The sequence below is a fragment of the Kribbella sp. NPDC058693 genome (genome assembly GCF_042715335.1).
Taxonomy (GTDB): Bacteria; Actinomycetota; Actinomycetes; order Propionibacteriales; family Kribbellaceae; genus Kribbella; species Kribbella jiaozuonensis.
In genome coordinates, this window is sequence record NZ_JBHXSQ010000005.1 from 349764 (window position 1) to 370436 (window position 20673).

Annotated in this window: 21 protein-coding genes; 9 read left to right on the forward strand and 12 right to left on the reverse strand. The window is 68.6% G+C overall.

The genetic code is table 11. The annotated features are described in order from the left end of the window. The first annotated feature begins 75 nt into the window (after window positions 1-75). Window positions 76-1512 (forward strand): flavin-containing monooxygenase, encoded by a 1437-nt coding sequence (locus tag ACFWUU_RS35925; RefSeq protein ID WP_380182522.1) that lies wholly within the window; start codon window positions 76-78, stop codon window positions 1510-1512. Here ACFWUU_RS35925 and ACFWUU_RS35930 read toward each other — a convergent pair. Then, window positions 1509-2648, reverse strand: a complete 1140-nt coding sequence (locus ACFWUU_RS35930) for a citrate/2-methylcitrate synthase (protein WP_380182524.1) — start codon at window positions 2646-2648, stop codon at window positions 1509-1511. The genes ACFWUU_RS35925 and ACFWUU_RS35930 overlap by 4 nt on opposite strands. Before the next feature lie 73 nt (window positions 2649-2721). On the opposite strand from ACFWUU_RS35930, the gene ACFWUU_RS35935 reads away from it, so the two are divergent. Then, window positions 2722-4128 carry a citrate/2-methylcitrate synthase gene (locus tag ACFWUU_RS35935; protein WP_380182526.1) on the forward strand — a complete coding sequence of 469 codons (1407 nt, stop codon included), beginning with the start codon at window positions 2722-2724 and terminating at the stop codon, window positions 4126-4128. Here ACFWUU_RS35935 and ACFWUU_RS35940 read toward each other — a convergent pair whose 3' ends face one another. The 3 genes from ACFWUU_RS35940 to ACFWUU_RS35950 all read right to left on the reverse strand — a co-directional run bounded on the left by ACFWUU_RS35940 (window position 4129) and on the right by ACFWUU_RS35950 (window position 7598). After that, complete coding sequence (locus tag ACFWUU_RS35940) at window positions 4129-5610, reverse strand: hypothetical protein (protein WP_380182528.1); 1482 nt, start codon at window positions 5608-5610, stop codon at window positions 4129-4131. A gap of 48 nt (window positions 5611-5658) precedes the next feature. Beyond that, window positions 5659-6540 carry a MurR/RpiR family transcriptional regulator gene (locus ACFWUU_RS35945; protein ID WP_380182530.1) on the reverse strand — a complete coding sequence of 294 codons (882 nt, stop codon included), beginning with the start codon at window positions 6538-6540 and terminating at the stop codon, window positions 5659-5661. 65 nt (window positions 6541-6605) lie between these two features. Next, window positions 6606-7598, reverse strand: a complete 993-nt coding sequence (locus ACFWUU_RS35950; protein ID WP_380182532.1) for a hypothetical protein — start codon at window positions 7596-7598, stop codon at window positions 6606-6608. A gap of 100 nt (window positions 7599-7698) precedes the next feature. Here ACFWUU_RS35950 and ACFWUU_RS35955 point away from each other — a divergent pair, with 100 nt between their 5' ends. Next, window positions 7699-8145 carry a MarR family winged helix-turn-helix transcriptional regulator gene (locus ACFWUU_RS35955; protein WP_380182534.1) on the forward strand — a complete coding sequence of 149 codons (447 nt, stop codon included), beginning with the start codon at window positions 7699-7701 and terminating at the stop codon, window positions 8143-8145. Here ACFWUU_RS35955 and ACFWUU_RS35960 read toward each other — a convergent pair. The 4 genes from ACFWUU_RS35960 to ACFWUU_RS35975 all read right to left on the reverse strand — a co-directional run bounded on the left by ACFWUU_RS35960 (window position 8142) and on the right by ACFWUU_RS35975 (window position 13307). After that, on the reverse strand, window positions 8142-9086 hold the full coding sequence (locus ACFWUU_RS35960) for a tetratricopeptide repeat protein (RefSeq protein WP_137259419.1): 945 nt from the start codon (window positions 9084-9086) through the stop codon (window positions 8142-8144). The two genes, ACFWUU_RS35955 and ACFWUU_RS35960, sit on opposite strands and share 4 nt — an antisense overlap. Before the next feature lie 49 nt (window positions 9087-9135). Further along, on the reverse strand, window positions 9136-11130 hold the full coding sequence (locus ACFWUU_RS35965) for an NAD-binding protein (protein WP_380182536.1): 1995 nt from the start codon (window positions 11128-11130) through the stop codon (window positions 9136-9138). Beyond that, window positions 11051-12724 (reverse strand): methylmalonyl-CoA mutase, encoded by a 1674-nt coding sequence (locus ACFWUU_RS35970; protein WP_380182538.1) that lies wholly within the window; start codon window positions 12722-12724, stop codon window positions 11051-11053. The genes ACFWUU_RS35965 and ACFWUU_RS35970 overlap by 80 nt, the downstream gene beginning before the upstream one ends. A gap of 82 nt (window positions 12725-12806) precedes the next feature. Continuing rightward, on the reverse strand, window positions 12807-13307 hold the full coding sequence (locus ACFWUU_RS35975) for a MarR family winged helix-turn-helix transcriptional regulator (protein WP_137259421.1): 501 nt from the start codon (window positions 13305-13307) through the stop codon (window positions 12807-12809). Between the two features lie 32 nt (window positions 13308-13339). Between ACFWUU_RS35975 and ACFWUU_RS35980 the strand changes: the two genes are divergently transcribed. The 4 genes from ACFWUU_RS35980 (at window position 13340) to ACFWUU_RS35995 (ending at window position 16226) form a co-directional block, all read left to right on the forward strand. Continuing rightward, window positions 13340-13786, forward strand: coding sequence for a DUF4231 domain-containing protein (locus ACFWUU_RS35980; RefSeq protein ID WP_137259422.1), 447 nt, complete (start codon window positions 13340-13342; stop codon window positions 13784-13786). A 31-nt stretch (window positions 13787-13817) separates the two neighbouring features. Next, a complete protein-coding gene (locus tag ACFWUU_RS35985) occupies window positions 13818-14540 on the forward strand; it encodes a maleylpyruvate isomerase family mycothiol-dependent enzyme (RefSeq protein ID WP_380182540.1) in 723 nt (240 codons plus the stop codon). A 76-nt stretch (window positions 14541-14616) separates the two neighbouring features. After that, the gene (locus ACFWUU_RS35990; RefSeq protein ID WP_380182542.1) at window positions 14617-14964 is read left to right on the forward strand and encodes a YciI family protein; all 348 of its coding nucleotides are present in this window, start codon (window positions 14617-14619) and stop codon (window positions 14962-14964) included. After that, window positions 14961-16226, forward strand: a complete 1266-nt coding sequence (locus tag ACFWUU_RS35995) for an RNA polymerase sigma factor (RefSeq protein ID WP_380182544.1) — start codon at window positions 14961-14963, stop codon at window positions 16224-16226. Before ACFWUU_RS35990 ends, ACFWUU_RS35995 begins: the two co-directional genes overlap by 4 nt. Here ACFWUU_RS35995 and ACFWUU_RS36000 read toward each other — a convergent pair. From ACFWUU_RS36000 to ACFWUU_RS36015, 4 genes are all read right to left on the reverse strand, one after another. After that, window positions 16223-16939, reverse strand: a complete 717-nt coding sequence (locus ACFWUU_RS36000) for a PH domain-containing protein (protein ID WP_137259426.1) — start codon at window positions 16937-16939, stop codon at window positions 16223-16225. The genes ACFWUU_RS35995 and ACFWUU_RS36000 overlap by 4 nt on opposite strands. Before the next feature lie 88 nt (window positions 16940-17027). Next, on the reverse strand, window positions 17028-17186 hold the full coding sequence (locus ACFWUU_RS36005; RefSeq protein WP_166678426.1) for a hypothetical protein: 159 nt from the start codon (window positions 17184-17186) through the stop codon (window positions 17028-17030). A gap of 297 nt (window positions 17187-17483) precedes the next feature. After that, window positions 17484-18440, reverse strand: a complete 957-nt coding sequence (meaB, locus tag ACFWUU_RS36010; RefSeq protein ID WP_380182546.1) for a methylmalonyl Co-A mutase-associated GTPase MeaB — start codon at window positions 18438-18440, stop codon at window positions 17484-17486. Between the two features lie 67 nt (window positions 18441-18507). Beyond that, complete coding sequence (locus ACFWUU_RS36015) at window positions 18508-19710, reverse strand: acetyl-CoA C-acetyltransferase (RefSeq protein WP_380182548.1); 1203 nt, start codon at window positions 19708-19710, stop codon at window positions 18508-18510. Between the two features lie 126 nt (window positions 19711-19836). On the opposite strand from ACFWUU_RS36015, the gene mce reads away from it, so the two are divergent. Together mce and ACFWUU_RS36025 are read left to right on the forward strand one after the other, a co-directional pair. Beyond that, entirely contained in the window at window positions 19837-20253 is a 417-nt protein-coding gene (gene mce, locus ACFWUU_RS36020) for a methylmalonyl-CoA epimerase (RefSeq protein ID WP_137259429.1), read from the forward strand. A gap of 45 nt (window positions 20254-20298) precedes the next feature. Continuing rightward, window positions 20299-20649, forward strand: coding sequence for a hypothetical protein (locus tag ACFWUU_RS36025; RefSeq protein WP_380182550.1), 351 nt, complete (start codon window positions 20299-20301; stop codon window positions 20647-20649). Window positions 20650-20673: the final 24 nt, after the last annotated feature.

Sequence of the window (20673 nt, forward strand, 5' to 3'; positions counted from 1 at the left end):
TGCTGACGATCGCCGCCACACGGAATCGACAACACCCGGGAAGAATCTTCATTACTGTTGAGTACTGTGAGTTCCATGGAGCACTTCGACGTGCTGGTCGTCGGCGCGGGGCTGTCCGGGATCGGCGCGGCGTACCGTCTCCAGACCCGCTGCCCGGACCGGACGTACGCCGTACTGGAGGCCCGAGACGCGCTCGGCGGCACCTGGGACCTGTTCCGGTATCCGGGGGTGCGGTCGGACTCGGACATGTTCACGCTCGGGTTCCCGTTCCACCCGTGGAAGGCGGCGAAGGCGATCGCGGACGGGCCGTCGATCCTCGACTACCTGCACGAGACGGCGTCGACGTACGGCATCGACAAGCACATCCGCTTCGGGCAACGCGTCGTACACGCCTCGTGGTCGTCCTCGGATGCGTTGTGGACCGTTGAGACTGGCGACTCGCTGTACACCTGCTCGTTCCTGTACGTGTGCAGCGGGTACTACGACTACGACTCGGGGTATGTGGTCGACTTCCCCGGGCAGAGCTCGTTCGAGGGCCGGATCGTGCACCCGCAACACTGGCCGGCCGATCTGGACTACACCGGTCAGCGAGTGGTCGTCATCGGCAGCGGTGCGACCGCGGTAACGCTCGTGCCCGCCATGGCCGGTGCGGCGGAACACGTGACGATGCTGCAGCGTACGCCGAGCTACGTCGCCTCCCGGCCCGCCCGCGACGCGTTCTCGGACCGGCTCCGCGCCGTACTGCCGGAGAACCTCGCGCACCGGGTGATTCGCGGCAAGAACGTTGCCGTGAGCACCGCGCTCTACAGCGCGTTTCGCAAGTGGCCGGCGCATGCGGCGTGGTTGCTGAACGCCGGTGTGGCCCGAGAGCTGCCGGAGTCGATCCCGGTTGATCCGCACTTCACGCCGCAGTACAAGCCGTGGGACCAGCGGTTGTGCCTGGTGCCGGACGCCGATCTCTTCAAGGCGTTGCGGGACGGGTCGGCGTCGGTGGTGACCGACGAGATCGTCCGCTTCACGCCGACCGGTCTGTTGCTGCGGTCCGGCGCCGAGCTCGATGCCGATCTCGTGGTCACCGCGACCGGGTTGCGGATGGTTGCGCTCGGCAACATCAAGGTGACGGTCGACGGGCGGCCGGTCGAGCCGCACGACACCTTTGTCTACAAGGGCATGATGCTCAGCGGCGTACCGAACCTTGCCTGGTGCATCGGGTACACCAACAACTCCTGGACGTTGCGCTCCGACCTGACCTCGCAGTACGTGTGCCGGCTGCTCAACCACCTGACCGCGACCGGCACGCGGATCTGCGTCCCGGAGGTCGACCCGGCCGAGTACGACGCCCCGCCGCGGCCGGTGGTCGACCTGTCGTCCGGGTACATCCGCCGGGCGGCCGCGATCCTCCCGCGCCAGGGCAGTCAGGGGCCCTGGCGCCTTCGGCAGAACTACCCGCGCGACCTGGTGACGCTCCGGTTCGGTGCGGTCGAGGACGGGGTCATGCAGTTCGTCGCTTAGTTGATCGGGGCCGGCGGTTGCGGGCCGACGTACGTGGCGATCGGGCGGATGATCTTCGGGTCCTGGGCCTGTTCGAGGATGTTGGCGGACCAGCCGATGATGCGGCTGACCGCGAACGTCGGCGTGAACATCGCGCGCGGGATGCCACAGAGCTCCATCACGACGCCGGCGTAGAACTCGACGTTCGCGTAGAGGTTCCGGCCGGGCTTCAGTTCGGCGAGGACGTCGACGATGCGTTGCTCGACGGTGGTCGCGAAGTCGACCAGGTCGCCGCCGATACCGCGGGCGATGTCGCGGAGCATCAGCGAGCGCGGGTCCTCGGTTCGGTAGACCGCGTGGCCGAAGCCCATGATGCGGTCGCCGGCGGAGACCTTCTCGCGGACCCAGGCGTCGATGCTGTCCGGCGTACCGATCTCGTCGAGGCTGGCGAGGGCGCGGTCCGGGGCGCCGCCGTGCAGCGGTCCGGAGAACGCGCCGATCGCGCCCGCGACGGCGGAGACGACGTCGGCGCCGGTGGAGGCGATCACGCGGGCGGTGAAGGTTGAGGCGTTGAAGCCGTGGTCCAGGGTCGAGACGAGGTAGTGCTCGATCGCGGTGGCGTGTACGGCGTTCGGCTCGGTGCCGGTGACGAGGTAAAGCCAGTTCGCGGCGGCGGAGAGGTCGGCGCGGGGCTGGAGCGGCTGCTGACCTTCGCGGAGGCGGTAGAGGGCGGCGAGGATGGTCGGGGTGACCGCGCAGACCAGCATCGCGTCGGCCTTGCGGCGGGCTGGGTCGATGTCCCACAGCGGCTTGAGACCACGGACGGCCGCGAGGAGCGAGAGCGCGGTGCGAAGACCGGCGAGTGGGTTGAACTTGTCGCCGGCGGCCGCGATCGCGGGCAGGACCGCGCTGACCTCGTCGGGAAGGACGCGCAGCGGGGCGACTTCGGCGATGAACCGGTCGCGCTCGGCCTCGGTCGGGAGGTGGCCCTCGAACATCAGGTACCAGACGTCTTCGAGCGTCTTCGACTTGGCGAGATCGATCGCCGAGTACTGGCGGTAGTGGTAGAACCCCTCGTCCCCACGGACGTCACCGAGGGTCGTCTCGGTGACGACGACGTTGCGCAGACCGGGCGGAACATTGATCACTGTTGACATAGCTTCAGAGTTGACAGCCAATCAACTATTGTCAATATTGATCCAGTCAATGTGAATCCGTTGGGGAGCGTGGATGACCGCCGAAGGTGACGAGAATTACCTGACCACCGCGGAGGTCGCCCGCCGCCTCCAGGTCAAACCCGAAACCATCTACGCCTACGTCAGCCGAGGCCTCCTCACCAGCACCCGCGCCCGAGGCCGCCGAGGCAGCCTCTTCCCAGCCACCGAAGTAGAACGCCTGGCCAGCCGCTCGGTCGACCACTCCGGCGTAGTAGAACGCATCGAATCCCAACTAACCCTCCTCCAGAACGACGAACTCCACTACCGAGGCCACCCAGCCAGCACCCTCTCCACCACCTGGACCGTCGAACAAGTAGCCCACCTCCTGTGGACCGGCGCAGCCCCGAGGCCCTCCCCCACAGACGCGACGTCCGCAGCCAGCACCACCGGGGCAGCGTCAGCCGGCCCTCCCGGGACGGCTGGAGCGACCTCCGCCCTCAGCTCAGCCGCGAGCGCGGAGGCGGGGGCGGGCTCCGCCGTCAGCTCAGCCGGGAGCGCGGGCGGCTCGGCCGCGAGCGCGGCCATGTTCGCGGCCGGCTCTTCCGGGGGCACGGGGGCGGCCTCCGCCGCGGGTGCGTTTGTGGGGACGGATGATGGGGTGGAGCTTGCTCGGGCGGCTGTTGCCGTGGTGCCGGAGGGGGCTCGGTTGACGGATCGGGTGCGGGTTGCGGTGGCTGTACTTGGGGCTGCGGATCCGTTGCGGTTCGACTTGTCGGTGCCAGCAGTTACTGCTGCGGCCGGCAGGCTGATCGGGACTCTGGTGACAGCGCTGCCCGACCTGACCGAGCAGCCGCGGGATCACGGTGACTACGCGGCCCCCGACACGACCCTCGGGGCACGGCTCTGGCCCAAGCTGTCGGACGAACCGGCTCGGCCGGAGGTGCTTGATGCGGCTCTTATCCTGCTGGCTGACCACGGGCTTGCTGTTTCGACGGTTGCGGCGAGGGTTGCCGCCAGCGCACGCGCGAACTTGTACGCCGTCATCTCCGCCGGGCTCGGCGCCCTCGACGGGCAGTACCACGGTGCCGCGCCGACCCTCGCCTACGAGTTCCTCCAACGCGCACAGCAGGACCCCCTGAAAGCACTCTCGGACCAACTGCGATCAGGCGAAGCCATCCCCGGCTTCGGCCACCGCATCTACCAGCACCGCGACCCACGCGCCGAAGTACTGCTAGGTCTCCTCGGCGACCACCCGATCGTCGCCACGATCGCCGCCATCACCGAGCGCGCTCCGACCTTCCCGAACAGCGACCTCGCCATCGCCGCGATCATGCACGCGTACAACTTCCGCCCGGACGCCGGCGACGCCCTGTTCGCGCTCGCCCGGATGATCGGCTGGACCGCGCACGCCCTGGAGGAGTACGCGGCCCCGGCCCTGCGCTTCCGCGCGATGGGCATCTACACCGGTCAGACCACCTGACTACTTCACGCCGAGCTTGACCAACGTCGCCGCCCCAGGAGCCAGCGAGACCTGCACCGGCCCGACCCGCTGCGACACGTACTTCCCCCTCGCCGGCTGGAACACCCCAACCGACCCAACCGTCTGCTCGTTCACCGCCAGAACCACCCGAGCCCGCGCGCTATGCGACCGGTTGGCAACCAACACCCACCGATCACCCAACGAGGCATCCCGCGACCGGAAGGTGCCCACGACAACCGAATCCCCCGAGACCGCCGAGACCAAGGCCGTCGGCGTGAACCCAACCGCACCGTTGGGCAACGGAGTCTCGTTGGCATGCACCACGGACTCCGACACCAACGGCTTCAGCTCCCGCCCGACCTGATGCAACCAACCGGTGTTGATCTGCTTCGCAGCGTCGTACCGCGCCGTCCGCTTGCCGTCGACCGTGATCAGCGCCGGCCCGAACCCCTCACCGCGAGCAGCCTCCGGCGTCCAGTACGTGAAGTACTGGATTCCCTTCGCGCCGTACGCAAGGCTGACGTTGATCTGCCAGAGCAGCTCGGCCGCGGTCGGTTCGCGATGGTTGTTGTAGGCAAGCGTCTGGATGTAGACCCACGCCGGGATATCGCCGTACAACGCCGCGTCCCGGACGATTGCCCAGTTGTGGAAGTAGTTCTCGTCCTCGCGCCCCTCGGACAGCAGCGGGTACCGGTCGAAGGAGATCAGCGACGGCTTCACCACGTCGACGAAGTTGCGATAGTACGTCGCGTCGTCGGACGGCAGCAGGTTGATGTACGGCAGCAACTGCGGCGCGAGCTCACGCGAGATCGCAAGCGCCTTCGCCAGCGTCGCGAACCAGCCCGCGCCCGGCTCGTCGTAGAAGTTGAACCCGGCCAGCGACGAGTACGGACCGTACGCGTCACGGGCTCGGATGTAGAGCGCACTGGCCTCGGCCGGGGTCACGCTGAGGAAGTCGGTGGTGGTGTCGGAGATCGAGAACCAGCGGGACATGTTGCGGATCTGGATGTCGTCCGAGATCAGCATCTTCAACCCGGCGTCGCGGGCGAGGCCGAGCTGGTACTGGAAGATGTTGCCGTCACCGGCGTAGTTGCCGGAGATGACGAAGTCGAACCCGGCGTTCTTGATCTCCGCGAACCGCTGCGCGGTGCTCGCATACGGGTGCGGCGGCCAGAACAACCCGATCGGAAAGTCAGGCCCACCCGTCAACGGCAACGTGTCCGGCGACGGTACGGCGGCAGCCGCGACACCACCCGCTGCAGCGGAAGCAGCCGAGGCGCCTCCCGCCGCCGACGCCGCTCCTGCCGACGCCGCTCCCGCCGAACCGGCCCCGGCGGCAGAGCCGGCTCCGGCGGAGGTGGTCGAGGCGGCTGCGGTTGTGGCGGATGCGGCGCTCGCTGCGGCTGCAGTCAAGGCAGTGGCGCCGGCGCCGAGCAGTAGGCTGCGGCGGCTGGGGCCAAGGATCTGGTGCGGACTCTGCATGATTCTCCTTCGGAAGGCGGACGAACGGAGCTTGCGGCAGAAGGCGTTTCAGGATCGTTGACGGTGATCGGCGACGGCCTCGGCAGTGGCGTCGAAGGCCTGCTCGGCCAACGGATAGTCGCGCTGTGCGACGCCGAGATAGAGCGCATCCAGCACGATCATCTGCGCGTGCCGGCCGGCCAGATCCCCGGTCCGGAACGTGACGTCGCGCGCCGCGGTGACCAGCACGATGTCCGCCGCCCGCGCCAACGGCGAGCGCGGATAGTTGGTGATGGCAACAGTCGTCGCGCCCTGCCGCCCGGCACGCACCACCGGTTCCAGCACCTCGATCGTCTCGCCACTGTGCGAGATCCCGATCGCGACATCACCGGACCCGAGCAACGCGGAGCTGGCGAGCGCGGTATGTACGTCGCTCCACGTACTAGCGCCCCGCCCGATCCGATGCAGCCGCAACCGCAGGTCCTCAGCGACAGCCGCCGACCCCGCCACGGCGTACAGGTCGATCCGGCGCGCGTCCGAGATCGCCCGCACCGCACGCCCGAGCGCATCGACGTCGAGAGTCGCGACCGTGTCCTCGAGCGCCCGCGTGTCAGCACGCAGCAACGTCCGGAGTACGTCGTCAAGCGAGTCGTCTGGTCCGACCTCCGAACCGGTCCCACGCTCCCAGCTGAGACTGGTCCGACCAGTCTCAGCCGCCAGCGCGAGCCGCAGCTCGGCGTACCCGGACAGGCCGAGCGCGAGGCAGAAGCGCGTCACGCTCGGCAGCGACGTACCGCAGCGGGCTGCCAGCTGGCCGATCGTCGAGCCCGCGACCGCCGCCGGATCCCGCAGTACCTCGGCGGCGATCCGGGCCTGCGCCGGGCTCAACGCCGGCAGCAGGCCGTGGATCCGCGCCTCGAGACTCGGCGGCGGCGACGCGACAGCACTCATGTGAAGAATTCTCAGAGCACTTCAGTACCAATTACAAGAATTCACACTGTCCGATTCCGGCCAGCTCAGCTCACCCCCATCCGCCGGATAGTGAACTGGTCAGACCAGCCGCCCGCGATCAGCACATCGATCCGCCCACTCAGTACGTACGTCCCGTACGGCGTGATCGCAGCCGTCGTCGGACCGGAGACCGGCCACGGCTCGACCGACCGCACCTGCGCGGTCCGGTAGTTGTCCCGACTGCTCAGCACCGTCGCCCGCTCGACACCCGCTGCCCCGAGCTTGTTGGTGATCGCGATCAGCCGCCCGTCCCGCTGGAGCGCTAGGCCGTCTCCCCCGACCAGTGCACTGGTCAGACCAGTCGTACTGAGTTCACCCCGCAGCGAGATCCGGAACAGCGTGCCCACGTCATACCGGACCACCAGCAGATAGCCGCCCGGATGCCAAACGATGCCGTTGGGCCCGATCGTGTCGCTCTGCAGCCGCGCATCGCGGACGAGAACCGACGCCGAACCACCAGGCGTGATCCGATAGATCGCGTCACCCGACGGATCGGTGACATAGGCGTTGCCCACGGCATCGATCGCCAGATCGTTCACGCTATGGCGACCGCCGGCCGGATTCAGCCGCGGCGTGTTCAGATCGACCTTCCGCTCGAGCCGGCCGGTCCGCAGGTTGTAGATCGCAACCCCGGACTGCTTGTAGAGCGTCGCATCCGACGACCGCTCACCGTTCCCGATGTCGGCGTACGTGACGAGCACACGGTTGCGCACGGCATCGACATGCAGCCCGAACGTCGACACGCCCGGCGCGACAGCGAACGGATGCGGTACGCCGTCCCGGCCGACCACCGAGATCCGCCCGGTGGCCAGCGACCCGATCAGGAACGCCTGCCGGGTCGGATCCCACGCGATCCCCTCCGGATACCTGTCCGCCGTCCGGCCGTCAATCTGCACGGGAATCCCGTGCGAAGCGGCGGCCTGGACGGGTACTGCGGCCGGCGACGCCGACCCTGCGGCCAGGGCAAGGAGCGCCACGGCCACCACACGAAACTTCATCAAGAACCCCTCCTCGAGATGAATACGAGCACAGAGATTAATCAGAGCTCTGATGATCGTCAATGCATATATCATCAGCGCCGTTCGTAGGATGGTCCGCATGCGGATGTCCTTCGACGAACGGCTCGGCAGTCACCTCAAGCGGGTCGAGCAGGAGCTGCAGGCCGCGAAGTCAGCGGCGGTGAAGCCGGCCGGACTCACGGTTCCGCAGTACGCCGCTCTGTTCGTGCTGGACGAGCAGCCGGGAATCTCGGCGGCAGAACTGGCTCGCCGCTGCGCCGTCACCCCGCAGACGATGACGACGATCCTGCGGAACCTGGAGGCCGGCGGCCTGATCGAGCGCACGCCGCATCCGCTGCACAAGCACGTGATCGAGACCCGCCCGACGTACGCCGGGCGCAAGGCTCTCGATCAGGCGGACAAACGGGCCACCGGCGTCGAACGCCGGCTCGCCGCAGCCTTCAGCGAGGAGGAGGCGGAGACCCTCCGCGCCCTCCTCGCCCGGGTCTCAGAAACCCTGACAACAGATCCGATACTGAAGGGCTAGAACAGGGCCGACATCAGCCGACGGCGGGCCTTGATCACCCGGTCGTCGTCCGCGCCAACGACCTCGAACAGCTCGAGCAGATGCAGCCGGACGGTGTTCCGCTCGTCGCCCGAGGTCGCCTGGACCGTGCTGATCAGCCGCGCGAAGGCGTCGTCGACATGCCCGCCCATCAGGTCGACATCGGCGACCAGCATCTGCGCCTCGACATCGGCCGGGTTGTCGGCCGCACGCGTCCGTACGTCGGCCGGCACGTCCTGGGTCCGCTTCACCAGCTGCACCCGGGCCAGCCCGGACTTCGCCTCGGCGTCGGCCGGCGTCTCCTTGAGCAGCTCCTCGTACGCCGCGATCGCGCCGTCCAGGTCGCCCGCGGCGACAGCGTTCTCGGCCTTCTCGTACCGCGGGTTCGGCGGCGGCTCCTCGGCCGAGTCGGCGTCGGGATCAGCCGGACCGACCGGCTCGGCGCGACCGGTGATCCCGTTCGCCACCGCCACAGTCAGCAGCTGGTCGAGGTACTGCCGTGCCTCCGGCTCGCCGAGCGCGCCCTGGAACAGCGGCACGACCTGCCCCCGCAGTACGGCGATCACCAGCGGAACCGTCTGTACGCCGACCGCCTGGGCCAGCTGCGGGTTCGCGTCGATGTCGATCCGCGCGAGCAGGAACTTACCGGCGTACTCCGTGGACAGCCGCGCGAGCACCGGGCCCAGCGCGACCGATCCCTGCGAGCGCTGCGACCAGAACTCGACCACGACCGGCACCTGCAGGGACCGCTCGATGACGTCGCTCTGGAAGGTCGGCTCGCTCACGTTCAGCACGTACGACCCCGCGGCGCCGCCACCGCCCTGACCGCCCGGCGCGCCGGGTGCACCAGGAGCCGCACCGGCCGGCTTGCGCAGGCCCGACAGGTCGATCGCCCCGGGACGGGAGAAGTTGGACTGGCTCACCACTGTCCTCGCATTCCGTGCGCACTACGTACGTTCACAGGTCCATCCTCTACGACGATGCCGAACTCTGCTGCCCCCGGGTCGCCATCAACAGCCGAGCCAGCCCACTCCGGGTCCCGGCAACCGCCATCCGATCCCCCGCCCGAAGCTCCCGCTCAACCGCTGGCACCCGCTCCACCACCGGCGCCCGCCCCGCGGACCGCGACTCCCGCTCGCCGGCCGGCCCACGCCCTGCCGCGCGGGGCTCCCGCTCAGCTCCCGGCCCGCGCCCACCCGCCCGCGGCTCCCGCTCGCCCGCCGGCACCCGACCGTTCTGCCGCGCATCGCGGCCGTTCTGGCGCTCGCCGCCCGACGTCGGACTCCAGTCCCAGGGTTCGCCCAGGTCCTGCCTCGCCAGCACCCGCAGTCCCCCGGCCTCGTCCAGCTCCCCCATCCGCTTCCCAACGGCGATCGACCCGGGCTCAACGGTCACCTCGGTCAGCAACAGCACCCGCCGACCAGCAGGCACAGTGACCTGACTCCGCCGGTTTGCCACCGCGGCAGCCACGGCCGGAGCGACCAGCATCGACACCGACCGGCTATGACCAAGACCGAGCCGCCGTTCAACCCGCTGCGCCAGGTCGTGGTCGAACATCCGCATCGTGATCCAGGCATCCGGGTTCAGATCCCGCGCCATGATCGCGCACTCCAGGTTCGTGATGTCCCCGTCGGTGATCGCAAGCACCGACTGACACCGCTGCACCCCCGCCGACCGCAGCGTCTCCTCATTGCTGCTGTCCCCGACCACCACCGGAATCTTCAACCGATGCGCAGTCTGGATGCCAGGAGCCTCGTCATCCTGATCCACCCCCACCACCGCAACCCCACGCTCGGTAAGAATCTCCAGCACCCGCGACCCAACCGTGCCAAGCCCACACACCACCACATGGTTCCGCGGCCGCCCACGAACCCCACCGATCAACCGCGACAACCGCGCACCAATCAGCGAGTCGACCACCACCGCCGTCAGCAGCGCCATCAACACGATCCCGGTCAGCTGCACCAGAACCGCACTCACCTTCACCCATGGCTGCGCGTCGTTGAACTTGTCGTCGTCGATCCCGGCCGACGTCACCACCCCGGCCGCGAGGTACAGCGCCCGCCACCACTCGATCCCGCCGAAGAAGTGAATGACCCCCGTCCCGGCCACGATCAGGAACGCCATCACCGCCGCGATCTTCCGCACCCGGCTGTCGAGAATGTCCCGCAGCGCCATGAACCAGCCCGCCGGCCGTACGTCGCGACTCCGCCAAACCGTCCGTACGCCGGTGCCCAGCACGATGTCGCCATCCGGATCCGAACTCGACAACGGCAACAACGTCGGCGTCGCAGACGAACTCGTATCCGCCAGCACAGTCAGATGCGGCTCCCGAATCAGATCGGCCTGCCCCGCCACCAGCCGACGCCCGCCAAGATCCAGCCAGGTCAGCTCGTCGTCCTCCAAGGCATCCGACACGAATGCCGGCGCAGCCAGCGACGGCCCGTTGATCACCACGCAGTCGCCGAGCAGCCGGTTCATGTGCTTACCCAGCCGCGGATTCACCATCTGTACGACGATCCGCAGCTCCGGATCCATGTCGCGCGCGGTCAAAGCCGTGTGCACGTTGTGAACGTCGTCGTTGTCCAGCAGCACCAGGGCGCGCGCCGTGGACGGCGCCCCGTCATCGGCAGCGTCGACCCCGGCGCGGCGCAGCAGCGATTCGCTGATCACGCGGGCGCCCATCACGTTCGCGCCCAGCTCTTTGATCCGGTCGTAGTGACGGGAGTCCGGGTTGACGATCGCGGTGACCCGCTCGCCCGAACTCACCAGCTCGGTGGTGACCCGCAGCATCGTGCGGTCCGATCCGCAGACCACCACGCGGCGTCCGTCCGGCGGCCCGATCGCGCTGGTCGCCGCGGCAGTCAGGTCGGGCGGTGACGGCTCCTCAGAATCGGGCGGGCTCTCGGTACTCGCCCCACTGTTCCCGAAGAACGTGACAGATTTCCCCCATCGTGGCCTCCGCACGCACTGCCTCCAGCATGGGTTCGATCAGGTTGCCAGTGCCGCTGGCCGCCTCCACCAGAGCCGTTAGCGTACGCCGTACCAGGTCCTCGTCACGCCCTGCCTTGCGTTCCGCGAGCACCCGGCACTGCTCGATCTCGACCTCGTGCGAGACCCGGAGGATCTCCAGGTTGCCGGACACGGTGTCGGTCAGCGTGTTGACGCCGACAATCTTCTTCTCGCCCTTCTCGAGCTTCTGCTGGTACTCGAACGCGGCGTCGGCGATCTCGGCCATGAACCAGCCGTCCTCGATCCCGCGCAGGATGCCGCCGGTCATCGTCTCGTCCGGGCTCATCTCCTTGATCCGGGCGAAAATCTGCTCAGCCTCGGCCTCGATGGCATCGGTGAGCGCCTCGACGTACCAGGAACCGCCAAGCGGGTCGGCAACGTTCGTGACCCCGACCTCTTCCATCAGCACCGACTGCGTCCGCAGCGCGATCTCCGCGGACTCCGCGGTCGGCAGCGCGAGCGTCTCGTCGAGCGCGTTGGTGTGCAGCGAGTTCGTCCCACCGAGGACCGCGGCCAGCGCCTCGACGGCCGTCCGTACGACGTTGTTGACCGGCTGCTGCGCGGTCAGGGACACGCCGGCCGTCTGGGTGTGGAACCGCAGCGACTGGGCCTTCTCCGTCTTCGCGCCGTACACATCGCGCAGCCAGCGGGCCCAGATCCGGCGGGCCGCACGGAACTTCGCGATCTCCTCGAAGAAGTCCAGGTGGCTGTCGAAGAAGAACGACAGGCCAGGCGCGAACACGTCGACGTCGAGCCCGCGGGACAGCCCGAGCTCGACGTACCCGAAGCCGTCGGCGAGTGTGTACGCGAGCTCCTGCGCAGCCGTCGAGCCGGCCTCACGGATGTGGTACCCGGAGACGCTGAGCGGCTTGTACGCCGGGATCGTGGTCGCGCAGTACTCCATCAGGTCGCCGATCAGGCGCAGATGCGGCTCCGGCGGGAACAGCCACTCCTTCTGCGCGATGTACTCCTTGAAGATGTCGGTCTGCAGCGTCCCGTTGAGCTTGGTGATGTCCGCGCCCTGCCGCTCGGCCGAGACGAGGTACATACAGAACGCCGGTACGGCGGGGCCGGAGATCGTCATCGACGTCGTGACGTCCTGCAGCGGGATGTCCTTGAACAGCCGGTCCATGTCCGCGGCCGAGTCGATCGCGACGCCGCAGTGCCCGACCTCGCCGAGCGACTTCGGGTCGTCGGAGTCGCGGCCCATCAGCGTCGGCATGTCGAACGCGACCGACAGGCCGCCGCCACCGCCGTTCAGGATCATCCGGTACCGCTCGTTGGTCTGCTCGGCGTTGCCGAAGCCGGCGAACTGACGGATCGTCCAGGTCCGGCCGCGGTACCCGGTCGGGTACAGCCCGCGGGTGAACGGGAACTCCCCCGGCCAGCCGATCCGCTCCATCCGCGGGTCCTCGACCCCCTCGGGCGGCCCGTAGACAGGCTCGACCTCGGTGCCGGAGAGCGTGGTGAAATCCGCCTCCCGCTTGCGCGCCGCGTCGTACCGCTGCTGCCACCGGGACCGTCCGGCGGCAATCTGCTCGGCATCCATCAGTCAGACCTCCTCGGGAACTGGTCCCAAAATACTAGGACGTCCAACTATTTCCAACCGCGGAGCGACCGGGAAGCCTCGATCAGAAGTCGCCGGCGTTGTGGCGGAGGGGTTCCAGCACGGTCCAGAGCATCTTCAGTTGCTCGTCGGTGAGGCCGGATACGGCGAAGTCGGCGGCTACCAGGTCGGCGGTGGCGCGCTCGACCAGGTCACGCCCCTCGGGAGTGATCTCGCACAGGATCGCGCGGCCGTCGTCGGGGTGCGGCGTACGCGTCACCAGGCCGGCCGCCTCCAGCCGGCGGACGATCGAGGTCACCGATGTGGGGTGGACCTGCAGGCGCTCGCCCATCTTGCCCAGCGGCAGCGAGCCGCGCCGCGAGAACGTCAGCAGCACCAGCGCCTCGAACCGCGCGAACGTCAGCCCGTGCTTGCGGAGGATGTCGTCCAGCTCGTTGATCACGATCTGCTGCGCGCGCATCAGCGACGTGACGGCACGCATCTGCTCGACCGCGCCCCACCGCCGCCCCCACTGCCGCGACGCCTCGTCGATCGGATCGAACGGCAACGCCCTCTTCCTCGCCATGGGCCGAAGATTAGCCCGACACTAGGCAGACCATGTCGAAACTCAGAGATTCGGACTTCCCCGCCCTCGGGACCGAGACCCCCGCCGAACAGCTGATCAGCCTCCGGTTCCAGTGGTACAACCGGCAGGCCAACTGGGCCCGCATCGCCTACCGCGGCCTCGGGACCGTGCAACTCGTCGCCGCGCTGCTGATCGCGATCTCGGTCGCGTTCGACATACCCAAGTGGCTGGCGCCCGCGCTCGGTGGCGTGATCGCGCTGGCCGAAGGGATCCGGACGCTGTTCGGGTTCAAGGACTCCTATCCGACCTATCGCCGTACCGCGGAAGACCTGCGGAACGAGGCGTGGCTGTACGTCCAGCGCGCCGGGCAGTACGCGACCGCCGACGATGCCGGGAAGTTGCTGACCCAAAGGGTCGTCGAGATCAGCCACTCGGAGACTTCGGATTGGGAGGAGGCACTCAAGGCGCGGAGTGTATGAAACTGTCCGCGGGGTCTGGGAGGGTGCGGGCATGAGATTTCTCGAGCATGTGCGGGCCGAGAGTGCGCGGCTGGGTGAGGTGGCGCGGATGGGGCTCGACGCGGCCGTGCCCAGCTGTCCGGGGTGGACCGTGGACGACGTTGTTCGCCATGTGGCGATGGTCTATGTGCACAAGGTCGAGGTGCTGAAACTCGGCGCCCGCCCCGACCCGTGGCCGCCGGACTTCACCGGCAACGAGACCCTCGCGTGGTACGACGAGGCGCGCGCGGCGCTCATCAGCGCACTGGAGGCGGCCGGGACCGATACGGAGACGTGGACGTTCAACCCGCGCGACACGACCTCCACCTTCTGGTACCGGCGGATGGCGCACGAGAGTCTCATCCACCGCATCGATGTCGAACAGGCCCACGACGTCGTCACGCCGATCGACGCCGACCTGGCGCTCGACGGCATCGACGAGGTGCTGTACCCGAATCTCGCCGGCCCGTGGTGGGAGGAGGGCGACACGGAGTACCCGATCGATGCCACGCTCCGGATCACCGCGGCCGGCCGGTCCTGGACGATCAACGCCGACGCGACGAGCATCGACGTACAGCAGGGCTCCGAGGGTGAGGCGGCGGCGGAGATCTTCGGTGATCCGGCGCCGATCTACCTGTGGCTGTGGGGGCGGGTCGGCGAGGACGCGATCCAGACCGTCGGCGACCCGAACGTCGTTCGTGCGTTCCGCGGCAGGATCTCGGAAGCCACGCAGTAGCGATGTCCTCTGCGGGTCCTGCTGTTCGTTCCTTTGACGAGAGACCACAGTGGTCTCAGCGAGAAGGAGGACTCCGATGGCGCAGTACCTTGCACTGACCTACACCGCGGACGTCGATTGGTGGGCGCCCGAGCAGGCCGAGGAGCTGGCCGAGTACCGGAAGTTCGGTGTCAAGTACGCCGAGCAGGTCAAGGCGAGCGCCGTGCTGCATCCGACCGCGACGGCGACCGTCGTCCGGGTCGAAGGCGCACGCGGCGGGCCGGTGATCACCACCGACGGCCCGTACGCCGAGACCAAGGAAGCGCTGACCGGCTACTACCTGATCGAGGCCGACGACCTCGAGGCGGCGGTCAAGATCGCGGCCGAGATCCCGGCAGCGTGGGGCGGAGCGGTCGAGGTGCGGCCGGTCATCATCGCCAAATGAACCAGCGGGCCAACTTGAACGAGCGGTTTGGCGCCGTTGCCGACACGATCCGGATCGAGGGGACGCGGATCCTCGCCACCCTGATCCGGACCGTCGGCGACGTGCAGCTCGCCGAGGACGCCGTCCAGGAGGCAGCCCTGGCGGCGCTCGGCGCGTGGGAGGTGACCGGCGTACCGCCGGAGCCGCGCGCCTGGCTGACCGTGACCGCCCGGCGTAAGGCGATCGACATCATCCGCCGCGAAGGCGCCCGCGCCGGCAAGGAACGGGCCGGCGCCGACCTGATCGAGCTTTCCCGGGGTGAACCAGACTCGGACGAGGTCGTGCACGACGATCTGCTGCGACTCATCTTCACCTGCTGCCACCCGTCGCTCTCACCGCCGACCCGGGTCGCACTCGCCCTACGCACGCTCTGTGGGCTCTCTCCCGCGCAGATCGCGGACGTACTGCTCACCACCGAGGTCGCGACCACCAAGCGGCTGGTCCGTGCCCGGCAGAAGATCGCCGCCGCTCGCATCCCGTACCGGGTCCCGCCTGAGGCCGACCTCCCCGAACGCCTGCCTGCGGTCTGTGCGGTCATCCACAGCCTCTACACCGCGGGCCATGCTCCGTCCGAGGGCGAGGCGGCGTACGACGTCGACGTCTGCGCGGAGGGGATCCGTCTGGCCGAGCTCCTGCACACGCTGCTGCCGGACCAACCCACGCCGACTGCGGTGTTGGCGCTCCTGCTCCTGACGGAAGCTCGCCGGCCGGCTCGTGTCGACGAGTCCGGTGAGGTGGTGACGCTGGACCTGCAGGACCGCTCCCGGTGGGACCAGAGCCTGATCACGCGCGGGGTCGGGCTCCTGAACGAGTCGCTGGAGCGCTCGGATCGTCAGGCCGACGCGTATCAGCTGCAGGCCGCGATCGCGGCCGAGCATGCGCGCGTCCCGAGCTATACGGCGACCGACTGGCGCGAGATCGTCCGCCTGTACGACCTGCTCGTCGAGGTCTCCCCCAGCCCGGCCGCCGAGCTGGCCCGCGTGGTCGCGATCGCCGAAACCGGCGAGGTCGATACCGCCCTCAACCTGCTGGACGCCATCCCACCCAGCTCACGCCGGCACGCAATCCGCGGCGAGCTCCTCGCCCGCCACCACCGCTACGCCGAAGCCGTCCAAGAGCTGGACGAAGCACTAGCCACCGCCCCGGCAACTCACCCCGAACGCGCCCACCGCGAACGCCGCCGAGCCCACTTCCAACAACTAGCCGCGCGTCCGGCTGGTTAATCCTCGTCGGTCCAGTTGCCGCGTTCGCTGTTGAAGATCGACTTGGTGGCGGACGGGGACGACGAGGGGCGGGCCTGCGGTGCGGTGGTCGTGATCACCGGAGCGGTGGCGGTGACCTCCTGTGCCGAGTCCATCCCGATCGGACCGGTGCCGTCGTCGTCGGAGTCCTCGTCGCCCTGCAGTACGTCGACGCTCGCCGACGCGCGCAGACCGGTGCGCTGGATGACGCGCTGGATAGTCAGGTCGCGGTCATCGGGCCGGCTGACCCATTTGATCTCGCGGAAGCCCTGGTCCTGCGCGGCCGACTCGAAGACGAAGTGGCCGTAGCCCAGCATCCGTCCGATGATCGGCTTCTGCAGCGTGATGTCGAGGACCCGGGCGATCGGGGTGGTCGCGACGGTCTGGGAGAAGACGCCGCGGATCCGCATCACCCGCATGTTGGTGACCACGAAGCGGTCCCGATGGTGGGTGAGGAACTGCCAGAAGGCGTGGGTCAGCAACACCAGCACGATCGCCAGCAGCACCGGCTGCCCACCGATCGCGGTGGCGGCCATCGTCAGCAGCAGCGCGGCCGCCAGCGCAACCTCGAGCATCGGCACCGAATACACCACCCAGTGCTGCCGCACCTCGTCGATGACGACCTCGCCCTCGTCCGAGATCAGGTGGCGCCGGACCTTCGGGTCGAAGATCCGGAACACGCCTATGCCGGCCATCCACTCACTCCCCTGGCGCGCTGTTGTGTGACCCCGTACAGCCAAGTGTCCCGCACGATCGCTCGCAACGGGACACTCAGACGGCAGATCAGCTGAACAGCGCGGTCAGGAAGGTGATGACGCTCCCGAACGCGTCACCGACGGCCGAGAACGCGCCTCCCACCGCGTTGGCGGCGTTCGCCGGCTGAGTGAACAGATAGAAGCCGGCAAAGGCGATGAGCGACCAGATCAACAGCTTCTTCGGCATGTCGCCACTCCTTGTTCCTAACCACTCGGTCGACTGTGTTGGAATTTGTATCACGGACCGTCACCAATTGTCACTGACTGAACACAGCCCACCGCACAATGCTCACCAGCTACAAGGTCCATTCTGTAACGGATTCGGGGGCACGGCAGCCACCGGCGCGCCGCCCTGAGACGCGTATCGGCTGGCGGAGCGTAAATCCTGCGGCATTTGCCCGAATTCGGCACAACATCCGATGAACGGAAAGCAAAGACACAATGTGACACTGCGTGGTCGAGTGTTCCAACAGTGCGACCGAGGTCACAAAGCCGCGATCAACTCGTCCGCCGCAGAATACGGGTCGGTGCCGCCGTCCGCGACCTTGGCCGCCAGTACGTCGAGCCGCGCGTCCCCGTGCAGATGCGCGAACCGGGCCCGCAGCGCCGTCGTCGCGATCGCCTCGATCTCGTCCCGGGCCCGAGACTGCCGGCGCTCGGTGAGTACGCCGTTCCCGCGCGTCCAGACCAGCCGGTCCTCGATCGCCTGGACGACCTCGTCGACGCCTTCATTGCGCGAGGCAACCGTCTTGAGGATCGGCGGCGTCCAGGCGCCCTCGGACCGCTCGGCCAGCGCGAGCATCGCCCGGAGATCCCGGGTGACCGACTGGACGCCGTCGCGGTCCGCCTTGTTCACCACGTAGATGTCGCCGACCTCGAGGATCCCGGCCTTGGCCGCCTGGATGCCGTCGCCCATCCCCGGCGCCAGCAGGACCAGCGTCGTGTCCGCCATACCGGCGATCTCGACCTCGGACTGCCCTACTCCGACCGTTTCCACCAGCACAACGTCGAATCCAGCCGCGTCTAGGACCCGGAGCGCCTGCGGCGTCGACCACGACAGCCCACCGAGATGCCCGCGCGAAGCCATCGACCGGATGAACACGCCGCGGTCGGTCGCGTGGTCCTGCATCCGCACCCGGTCCCCCAGCAGCGCACCGCCGGAGAACGGCGACGACGGGTCCACCGCGAGTACGCCGACACGCTTGCCGGTCCCGCGGTACGCCGAAACCAGCGCCGACGTCGACGTGGACTTACCGACGCCGGGCGAGCCCGTGATGCCGACGATGTGGGCGTGGCCGGCATGCGGCGCCAGCGCGGCCATCACCTCGCGCAGCAGCGGGGACTCGTCCTCGACCAGCGAGATCAGCCGAGCAACCGCGCGCGAGTCCCCCTCGCGGGCACGCTCGACCAACTCACCGACCGGTGGCGTCCGCCGCGGCATCAGACCCCGTGCCCCTCGACGAGCGAGCGGCACGGCTCCGACCCGGCGGGCGAGTGCGGGACCAGCATCAGCTCTTCGGTACCCGGACGATCAGCGCGTCGCCCTGACCGCCGCCACCGCACAGGGCCGCGGCGCCGACGCCACCGCCGCGGCGGCCGAGCTCCAGCGCGAGGTGCAGCACGAGGCGGGCGCCGGACATGCCGATCGGATGGCCGAGCGCGATCGCGCCGCCGTTCACGTTGACCTTGTCGTCGCCGACGTTCAGCTCGCGCGCGGACGCGATACCGACCGCCGCGAACGCCTCGTTGATCTCGATCAGGTCGAGGTCGGCGGGCTCGATGCCTTCCTTCTTGCAGGCCTTGGCGATCGCGTTGGCCGGCTGGCTCTGCAGCGTCGAGTCCGGCCCGGCGACCGAGCCGTGCGCACCGATCTCGGCGATCCAGCTCAGCCCGAGCTCCTCGGCCTTCGCCTTGCTCATCACGACGACAGCGCAGCCGCCGTCGGAGATCTGCGAGGCCGAACCGGCCGTGATCGTGCCGTCCTTGCCGAACGCGGGCCGCAGCTTGGCCAGCACCTCGACCGACGTGTCGCCGCGGACACCTTCGTCGCTGTCCACCACGATCGGGTCGCCCTTGCGTTGCGGCACCTCGACCGGGACGACCTCGTCGGCGAACACGCCGTTCTTCCACGCCTCCGCGGCGCGCTGGTGCGAACGAGCGCTGAACTCGTCCTGCTCCTCGCGGCTCAGCTTCTCGTCGGCGTTGTTCTTCTGGTCGGTCAGCGCGCCCATGGCCTGATCGGTGAACGCGTCCCACAACCCGTCGTACGCCATCGAGTCCACCAGCGGCACATCGCCGTACTTGAAGCCCTCGCGGGACTTCGGCAGCAGGTGCGGCGCGTTCGTCATCGACTCCATGCCGCCGGCGACGACGATCTCGTACTCGCCGGCGCGGATCAGCTGGTCGGCGAGCGCGATCGCGTTCAGCCCGGACAGGCAGACCTTGTTGATCGTGATGGCCGGAACGTCCATCGGGATACCGCCCTTGACCGCGGCCTGGCGGGCGGTGATCTGACCGCCACCGGCCTGCAGCACCTGGCCCATGATCACGTACTCGACCTGGTCCGGCGCGACGCCGGCCTTGTCCAGCGCGCCCTTGATCGCGAAGCCGCCGAGCTCGGCGCCGGTGAAGCCCTTGAGTCCGCCCAGCAGCCGCCCGATCGGGGTCCGCGCGCCGGCGACGATAACGGTGGTGTTCCGCGTGTCAGACATATCGTCACGATACCTGCGACGGCACTGGTACGCCGCTGCCCGGACGCGTCAGACGGGTCACACGGATCGTGTCGGCTGGGCCACTTTCGATGGCCTGCCGAACCGGGTTTACGCCACCCTGGCTGGATGGATCAGCTGTTCGACGCGATCGACCATGTCGGTATTGCGGTCGCCGATTTCGACGAGGCCGTCCGGTACTACGCGGACGTGTTCGGCATGACGGTGACCCACGAGGAGATCAACGAGGAGCAGGGCGTCCGCGAGGCGATGCTCTCGGTCGGCGACTCGGGTTCGTCGATCCAGTTGCTGGCGCCGCTGTCGGACGCGTCGCCGATCGCCAAGTTCCTCGACCAGCGAGGCCCGGGCATCCAGCAGCTCGCGTACCGGGTCAGCGATCTCGACGCGGTCTCCGAAGTACTACGGGAACGCGGCGCCCGACTCCTGTACGACGAACCGCGGCGCGGGACGTCCGGATCACGGGTCAACTTCATCCACCCGAAGTCCGCCGGCGGCGTCCTGGTCGAGCTGGTCGAACCGGCCTGACAGCGGGTTTGAAAGCTGATTGACTCCGGTCAGGCAGCGGCCGCGGTGGGAGGGTGTGTCGGTACGGCGTTCTCGGGGACGCTCGGGGCCGGCAAGGCGATCTGTAACGGGAACTATCTGGTGCGGATGCAGACCAACGGGGACCTGGTGCTGCGGGTGATCTCGACGGGTGCGGCGTGCTGGGCGAGCGGGACCGCGGTCGCGCCCGGTGGTGACACGTCGGCGACCTTCCACGGCGGTCCGGTCGGGGCGCCGTTCGTCACCATCGACAGCGTCTCCCAGGGCCAACTGAAGCAGATCGTCGGCGCGCACACCTATCTCCACCTGGGGACGAACGCCAACGTGAACACCAGGGGCGAGTTCTGGATCGGCTACAAGAAGATCGCCGCCTGCTAGCAGCGGCCCGGGGCCCAGTGTTAC

What these genes read in the sequence shown, in the direction of transcription:
- ACFWUU_RS36015 (WP_380182548.1), bottom strand. Translation starts at nt 19,710, where the DNA reads ATGTCTGACACGCGGAACACCACCGTTATCGTCGCCGGCGCGCGGACC.
- ACFWUU_RS35980 (WP_137259422.1), top strand. Translation starts at nt 13,340, where the DNA reads ATGTCGAAACTCAGAGATTCGGACTTCCCCGCCCTCGGGACCGAGACC.
- ACFWUU_RS36000 (WP_137259426.1), bottom strand. Translation starts at nt 16,939, where the DNA reads ATGGCCGGCATAGGCGTGTTCCGGATCTTCGACCCGAAGGTCCGGCGC.
- ACFWUU_RS35950 (WP_380182532.1), bottom strand. Translation starts at nt 7,598, where the DNA reads ATGAAGTTTCGTGTGGTGGCCGTGGCGCTCCTTGCCCTGGCCGCAGGG.
- ACFWUU_RS35975 (WP_137259421.1), bottom strand. Translation starts at nt 13,307, where the DNA reads ATGGCGAGGAAGAGGGCGTTGCCGTTCGATCCGATCGACGAGGCGTCG.
- ACFWUU_RS36005 (WP_166678426.1), bottom strand. Translation starts at nt 17,186, where the DNA reads ATGCCGAAGAAGCTGTTGATCTGGTCGCTCATCGCCTTTGCCGGCTTC.
- ACFWUU_RS35970 (WP_380182538.1), bottom strand. Translation starts at nt 12,724, where the DNA reads ATGGATGCCGAGCAGATTGCCGCCGGACGGTCCCGGTGGCAGCAGCGG.
- ACFWUU_RS35925 (WP_380182522.1), top strand. Translation starts at nt 76, where the DNA reads ATGGAGCACTTCGACGTGCTGGTCGTCGGCGCGGGGCTGTCCGGGATC.
- ACFWUU_RS35955 (WP_380182534.1), top strand. Translation starts at nt 7,699, where the DNA reads ATGCGGATGTCCTTCGACGAACGGCTCGGCAGTCACCTCAAGCGGGTC.
- ACFWUU_RS35995 (WP_380182544.1), top strand. Translation starts at nt 14,961, where the DNA reads ATGAACCAGCGGGCCAACTTGAACGAGCGGTTTGGCGCCGTTGCCGAC.
- ACFWUU_RS35985 (WP_380182540.1), top strand. Translation starts at nt 13,818, where the DNA reads ATGAGATTTCTCGAGCATGTGCGGGCCGAGAGTGCGCGGCTGGGTGAG.
- ACFWUU_RS35930 (WP_380182524.1), bottom strand. Translation starts at nt 2,648, where the DNA reads ATGTCAACAGTGATCAATGTTCCGCCCGGTCTGCGCAACGTCGTCGTC.
- ACFWUU_RS35945 (WP_380182530.1), bottom strand. Translation starts at nt 6,540, where the DNA reads ATGAGTGCTGTCGCGTCGCCGCCGCCGAGTCTCGAGGCGCGGATCCAC.
- meaB (WP_380182546.1), bottom strand. Translation starts at nt 18,440, where the DNA reads ATGCCGCGGCGGACGCCACCGGTCGGTGAGTTGGTCGAGCGTGCCCGC.
- ACFWUU_RS35935 (WP_380182526.1), top strand. Translation starts at nt 2,722, where the DNA reads ATGACCGCCGAAGGTGACGAGAATTACCTGACCACCGCGGAGGTCGCC.
- ACFWUU_RS35990 (WP_380182542.1), top strand. Translation starts at nt 14,617, where the DNA reads ATGGCGCAGTACCTTGCACTGACCTACACCGCGGACGTCGATTGGTGG.
- ACFWUU_RS35940 (WP_380182528.1), bottom strand. Translation starts at nt 5,610, where the DNA reads ATGCAGAGTCCGCACCAGATCCTTGGCCCCAGCCGCCGCAGCCTACTG.
- mce (WP_137259429.1), top strand. Translation starts at nt 19,837, where the DNA reads ATGGATCAGCTGTTCGACGCGATCGACCATGTCGGTATTGCGGTCGCC.